Source organism: Burkholderiales bacterium, assembly GCA_035518095.1.
Taxonomy (GTDB): domain Bacteria; phylum Pseudomonadota; class Gammaproteobacteria; order Burkholderiales; family JAHFRG01; genus JAHFRG01.
In genome coordinates this window covers 1-5,187 of sequence record DATIXX010000063.1, presented here as the reverse complement: position 1 = coordinate 5,187, position 5,187 = coordinate 1, and the positions used below count along the sequence as shown (strand labels likewise).

Annotated in this window: 5 protein-coding genes and 1 tRNA gene; 3 read left to right on the top strand and 3 right to left on the bottom strand. The window is 54.3% G+C overall.

Going from position 1 to position 5,187, the window contains the following annotated elements; genetic code table 11:
• Window positions 1–909, bottom strand: a 909-nt coding sequence (gene panE / locus VLV32_10570) for a 2-dehydropantoate 2-reductase (GenBank protein ID HUL42327.1), incomplete at its 3' end; no start/stop codon positions are given.
• Window positions 906–1,358 carry a 6-carboxytetrahydropterin synthase QueD gene (queD, locus tag VLV32_10565; GenBank protein HUL42326.1) on the bottom strand — a complete coding sequence of 151 codons (453 nt, stop codon included), beginning with the start codon at window positions 1,356–1,358 and terminating at the stop codon, window positions 906–908. The genes queD and panE, both read right to left, overlap by 4 nt.
• Before the next feature lie 75 nt (window positions 1,359–1,433).
• Here queD and VLV32_10560 point away from each other — a divergent pair, with 75 nt between their 5' ends.
• From VLV32_10560 to VLV32_10550, 3 genes are all read left to right on the top strand, one after another.
• Window positions 1,434–2,291 carry a hypothetical protein gene (locus VLV32_10560; GenBank protein HUL42325.1) on the top strand — a complete coding sequence of 286 codons (858 nt, stop codon included), beginning with the start codon at window positions 1,434–1,436 and terminating at the stop codon, window positions 2,289–2,291.
• Window positions 2,292–2,411: 120 nt separating this feature from the next.
• A complete protein-coding gene (locus VLV32_10555) occupies window positions 2,412–3,641 on the top strand; it encodes an aspartate kinase (protein ID HUL42324.1) in 1,230 nt (409 codons plus the stop codon).
• A 44-nt stretch (window positions 3,642–3,685) separates the two neighbouring features.
• Window positions 3,686–3,780, top strand: a tRNA-Ser gene (locus VLV32_10550).
• Between the two features lie 109 nt (window positions 3,781–3,889).
• On the opposite strand, the gene VLV32_10545 is transcribed toward VLV32_10550, so the two are convergent.
• A complete protein-coding gene (locus VLV32_10545) occupies window positions 3,890–4,954 on the bottom strand; it encodes an AI-2E family transporter (protein ID HUL42323.1) in 1,065 nt (354 codons plus the stop codon).
• Window positions 4,955–5,187 lie beyond the last annotated feature (233 nt).

Below are 5,187 nucleotides of genomic sequence, written 5' to 3'. Positions count from 1 at the left end.
TCTTGCCTCGTAGGCTTGCAAGTGGCAGTACGCCAGGCGCAGCAATGGAGTTTGCAGTTTGCGCTCGCGGGCCTTACGCAACATGTCACCGATAATGTGCTCGCCTTCGGTCTTACCGTTTTTTTCGATATCGCGCAGCATTGAAGCTGCCATGACCGAGCCGCGCTCGGTCAGCACTTTTCGTGACCAAGCCATGTGCTGCTCCCGCGGCGCGTGACCTGCCGCCGACGCAACGCTTTTACATTCGTCCAGCATTTCCAGAATGATTGCTTCGCCTTCGTTGGTTTGCATGATGGCGCCGACGGGAGCGCGCAACAGGCAGGTGGTGCCGGCAAGCGCCGCCAGAAACACAAATTTTTCCCACATATCGAGATCTATAGTTTGGCTCAGCAAATAGGACACCGAAGTCTTTGCAAATTCGGCTTCAAGCGCTTTGCAACGCGCACTTTTTTCACCGGAGCGCTCGCCGAAAATGATTTTGTGCACCGGATAAAGGTGCTGAATCTCGCCGTTCTCCGTAAGCGCTGCGGCAATTTGGCAGCTGCCGCCCAGCACCCGCGCCGCACCAAATTTTCTGCTTAGCGCTTCCATGTGCGCGACGCCATTGAGTAAGGGCAGAATCGCAGTGCCTTTGGCAACCGCTGGAGCAATCGCCCCTATGGCGCTGTCAAGGTCATAAGCCTTGCACGCAAGAAGAATGAAAGCATAATCCTGGCTCAGCTGTTCCGGCAGCACCCAGGCGACGCTTTGCTTGATGTCGCCGTAAGGACTGCGCACCACCAAGCCGTGTTCCTTGAGTTGCGCGGCACGACGCGGACGGACAAGAAATACTACGTCTGCGCCTTTTTCAGCGAGCCGGCCGCCGAAATAGCCGCCGACCGCCCCCGCGCCAAGCACCAAAATTTTCATTTCATATCTTCCCCTGCCGCATCTGCCCAGCAGTTCGGCGTTTCGTAAAGGCGGATGCGCTTGAGGTGGAGGCGATTGCCGTATGTGTCCCGGTAGACCCGCGAAAGAATCCTGAAAGCTTCGACCGCCATATTTTCAGCGGTGGGCGTAGCTTTGAGCAACACAGTTTTATGCCCCGGCAGCGAATTCAGGAAATTGACCACAGCGGTGTCTCCGCTATAGACGAGAAAAGCATGATCCCAGGCGTCAACCAAATGTTTTCTGGCGATTTCTCCGACCTGCGCAAAATCCATCACCATGCCGTTTTCCGGCGCGCCTTTTTTTTCGATAATGTTGCCTGAGAGCGTGATTTCAATTGCGTAACGGTGGCCGTGCAGATGACGGCACTGGCTGTTATGGTCGGGAATGCGGTGCCCGGCATCAAATTCCAGCCGGCGGGTGATTAGCATATTCTTGTGGATTTGCTCATAATACCTATGGATTATAACATTCTCACAATGCGTTCCATCGCGGTGCCGATAATCATGCAAGCAACAGAAAGACTCAGTATTTCCGATCACAGCCGTGAAGCTGCAGGGTTGACTTATGTCTATCCGGTCGTCTCTAGGCGGGCAGGCGGCGTTTCAGTCGGCATCAATCTCAATCCGAATAACGCCTGCAATTGGCGCTGTATTTATTGCCAGGTCCCCGATCTTAAACGTGGATCTGCGCCATCAATTGATCTGCAAAAGCTCGAAAGCGAACTGCGGCGTTTTCTGCACGAGTTGTTGGCGGGGGATTTCATGGAGAGCAAAGTGCCGCCTGACGCCCGCCGTCTTAACGACATCGCAATCTCAGGCAATGGCGAGCCCACCAGTTCGATGCAATTTGCCGAGGTCGTGGATTTAACCGCCAAGGTGATTGAGGATTGCGGTTTGAAAAACAAGATCAAGCTGGTGCTCATCACCAATGGCAGCCTGATGCATCGCGCAACTGTAGAAAAAGGGTTGTTAAAAATGAAAAATACCAACGGCGAAGTATGGTTCAAGCTGGATTCCGCGACTGCCGCAGGCATGCACCGGATAAACGGCATTCAAAGAACGCCGGAAAAGACACTGCAAGACTTGCGCATCAGCGCTTCGCTGTGCCCGACATGGCTGCAGACCTGCGTCTTTGCGCTCGACGGAAAACCACCCTCGGCAGCGGAGCGGTCCGCCTACCTCAAGTTCGTGAGCGAGCTGAGACGCAATAAGGTGGCCGTTGAGGGAGTGCTGCTTTATGGGTTGGCGCGTCCATCAATGCAGCCACAGGCGCCGCGTCTTTCAGCACTGCCAAAAGAATGGCTGGATGATTTTGCGCACGCCATAGGCTTGTCGGGTTTGCCGGTCAGAGTAAGCGAGTGAATTCGGCTTGGCGCACGCCCGGCTTTACCAAGTACAACGCTTTTCAGGTGGTCGCGGTTCTCGTTTTTCGCGTCGGAATACGCTAAAATGCCGCCCTTTGAAATTTGCTCTTAAAGCAGCATGGCGCTGATCGTACAGAAATACGGCGGAACTTCGGTAGGGAGCATCGAGCGCATCAAAAGCGTTGCGCAGCGTGTAGCACGCTTCAAGGCGCAAGGCCATCACCTTGTCGTTGTGGTATCTGCCATGAGCGGCGAGACCGACCGACTTATCAATCTCGCAAAACAAATTCAAGTGCAGCCTGACCCCCGTGAACTCGATGTCATGGTGTCAACGGGGGAACAAGTCTCCGTCGCGCTTTTGTCAATGGCGTTGCTGGAAATCGGCGTGAAGGCGCGCAGCTACACCGGCGCCCAGGTTAAAATTCTGACAGACAACACCCACACCAAAGCGCGCATTCTGAATATCGACGAAACGAATATCCGCGAAGATTTGCGGGCCGGGAACGTAGCAGTGGTGGCGGGCTTCCAGGGTGTAGACGAACTAGGCAATATTACGACATTGGGTCGAGGCGGCTCGGATACCACCGGCGTGGCACTGGCGGCGGCGCTAAAGGCAGAGGAATGCCAGATTTATACTGATGTGGACGGCGTTTACACCACCGATCCGCGCATCGTTCCGGAAGCACGGCGCCTGAAGACCATTACCTTTGAGGAAATGCTGGAGATGGCGAGCCTTGGTTCCAAGGTGCTGCAAATCCGCTCGGTGGGATTCGCCGGAAGATACAAAGTTAAACTGCGCGTGCTTTCCAGCTTCGAGGAAGCGGGTGAAGGCACGCTGATTACTTTTGAGGAAAAAGAAAATATGGAACACGCGACAATTTCAGGGATTGCTTTTGCCCGCGACGAGGCCAAAATTACGATACTCGATGTTCCGGACCGCCCCGGGATCGCCTACCAGATTCTGGATCCAATTGGCGAGGCGAATATAGACGTCGATATGATTGTGCAAAACGTGGGACACGACGGCATGACGGATTTCTCCTTCACCGTGCACCGAAATGACCTGGCCAAGGCCATGAGCATCCTGAAAAAACAGGTGGCTCCGCATATTGGAGCGCGCGATGTAATGGGTGATGACAGGATTGCAAAAGTTTCCGCAGTCGGCGTCGGCATGCGCTCGCACGCGGGAATCGCCAGCAAAATGTTTCGCACGCTGGCGGAAGAGGGCATCAACATTCAGATGATCTCCACTTCGGAAATCAAGATTTCGGTGGTGATTGACGAAAAATACATGGAGCTGGCGGTGCGCGTTCTGCACAAAGCTTTCGAATTGGAACAGGAGCCGTGATTTTTGACGGGATGCCGGCAAAGCCGGTATTCTGGCACTCGTTCGGAGAGATGGCCGAGAGGTCGAAGGCGCTCCCCTGCTAAGGGAGTATAGGACCTTTAAAGTTCTATCGAGGGTTCGAATCCCTCTCTCTCCGCCAATTGGCCTTTAGATCCAGTGCCTCTATTGCTCTCGCTCGCCACGATTTTTTAGCAGAAGGACACACGTTTGGTAGCGCATTCCGGTTGAATGAGCATCGCAATCATCGGTCACGGCGTGGCAGTAGCCGGCTGATCTTCTGTCCAGCTTTGTATCAGCACCTGGCACAGGGCAATCAATACGGGTCCGAGGAAGATGCCGATGAAGCCAAACGCGATCGCGCCACCTACAACACCCAGGGCGACAAGCAGCAACGACTGCCCCGCGCCCTTACTGATTAAGATTGGCCTGACGAAGTTATCCACGGTGCTAATGACGAATATACCGTAAAGCACCATGAAGATTGCCCAGCTGGTTTCGCCTTGAGAGTTAAGCCAGTAAGCGGCGCCGCCCCAAATGAAAACCGGCCCCATCGGAATCATTGCAAGGAAAAACGTAGCCGCTGTCAGCAGCAGCGCGCCCGGCACGCCGGCGATCAGAAATCCAACGAGCGCGACGGCCGCCTGCGCAACTGCGCTGCCGACGAGTCCCATCATAACCGCGTAGATGGTGGTGTGAGATAAATTCAATAACCTGTCGCCGAATTCTCCGCCGAGGCGCTGCGCTGCTGTCCGAAGCCGCGCTGCTAAAGTGTTCCCGTCCCGGTATAAAAAGAAGGCAATAAATACCAATAGCAGCAACTGCAGTACGCCCTCTCCGATTAGGCTCGCTATCCCTGCCAAAACGCGCTGCGCGGGGCCTAGAAGTTGGCGGATTACATTCCTCAATTCGTCTTGGCTCATCTGAGCAATTCGGCCCCAGGCTTTGTCCGCATATTCGCCCACGACTGGGATGGACATAAGCCACTCCGGTGGATGCGGCGCAATACCTTGCTGTTTCAGGTTCTTGAGATTTTCCATGAGTACGTCGAAGCCATTTGAGATGTTATCGGCGAGGAAGACCATTGGTAACACGATGATTGCTATCAGCAGCACGGTCATTATTGACGCGGCAACAACGTTGCGGCCACGGACTGCGCGTAGCAGACGTGTGTAAACCGGCCAGGTTGTGATGCATAGCACCGCCGCGCCGAACATCGTGGCGAGAAATGGCAGCAATACCGTCAAGCCGCCGATTAGCACCAGTATGACGAATGCGATTTGCGCAAGACGCTTGGGGTTATAGTACGTATCCATATGAGCAAATCGGGATTTGTAAGCGAATCGAAAGTCGCGACCCTGGGGAAACCGTGTGAATGTACATCAAAACGTTTAATATTGGAAGCGACATGCTGCTCCATCGCGCGCAAAGGAAATTAGCTTTGCCCATTACTCGGAATCGGATGGTGCCAAAGCCAAGCACAATATCCGTTGCACGATTCAGAGAGCGCAGCGCGAATTCCCACATTGCAAGTTTTCTTCGCGCGGGT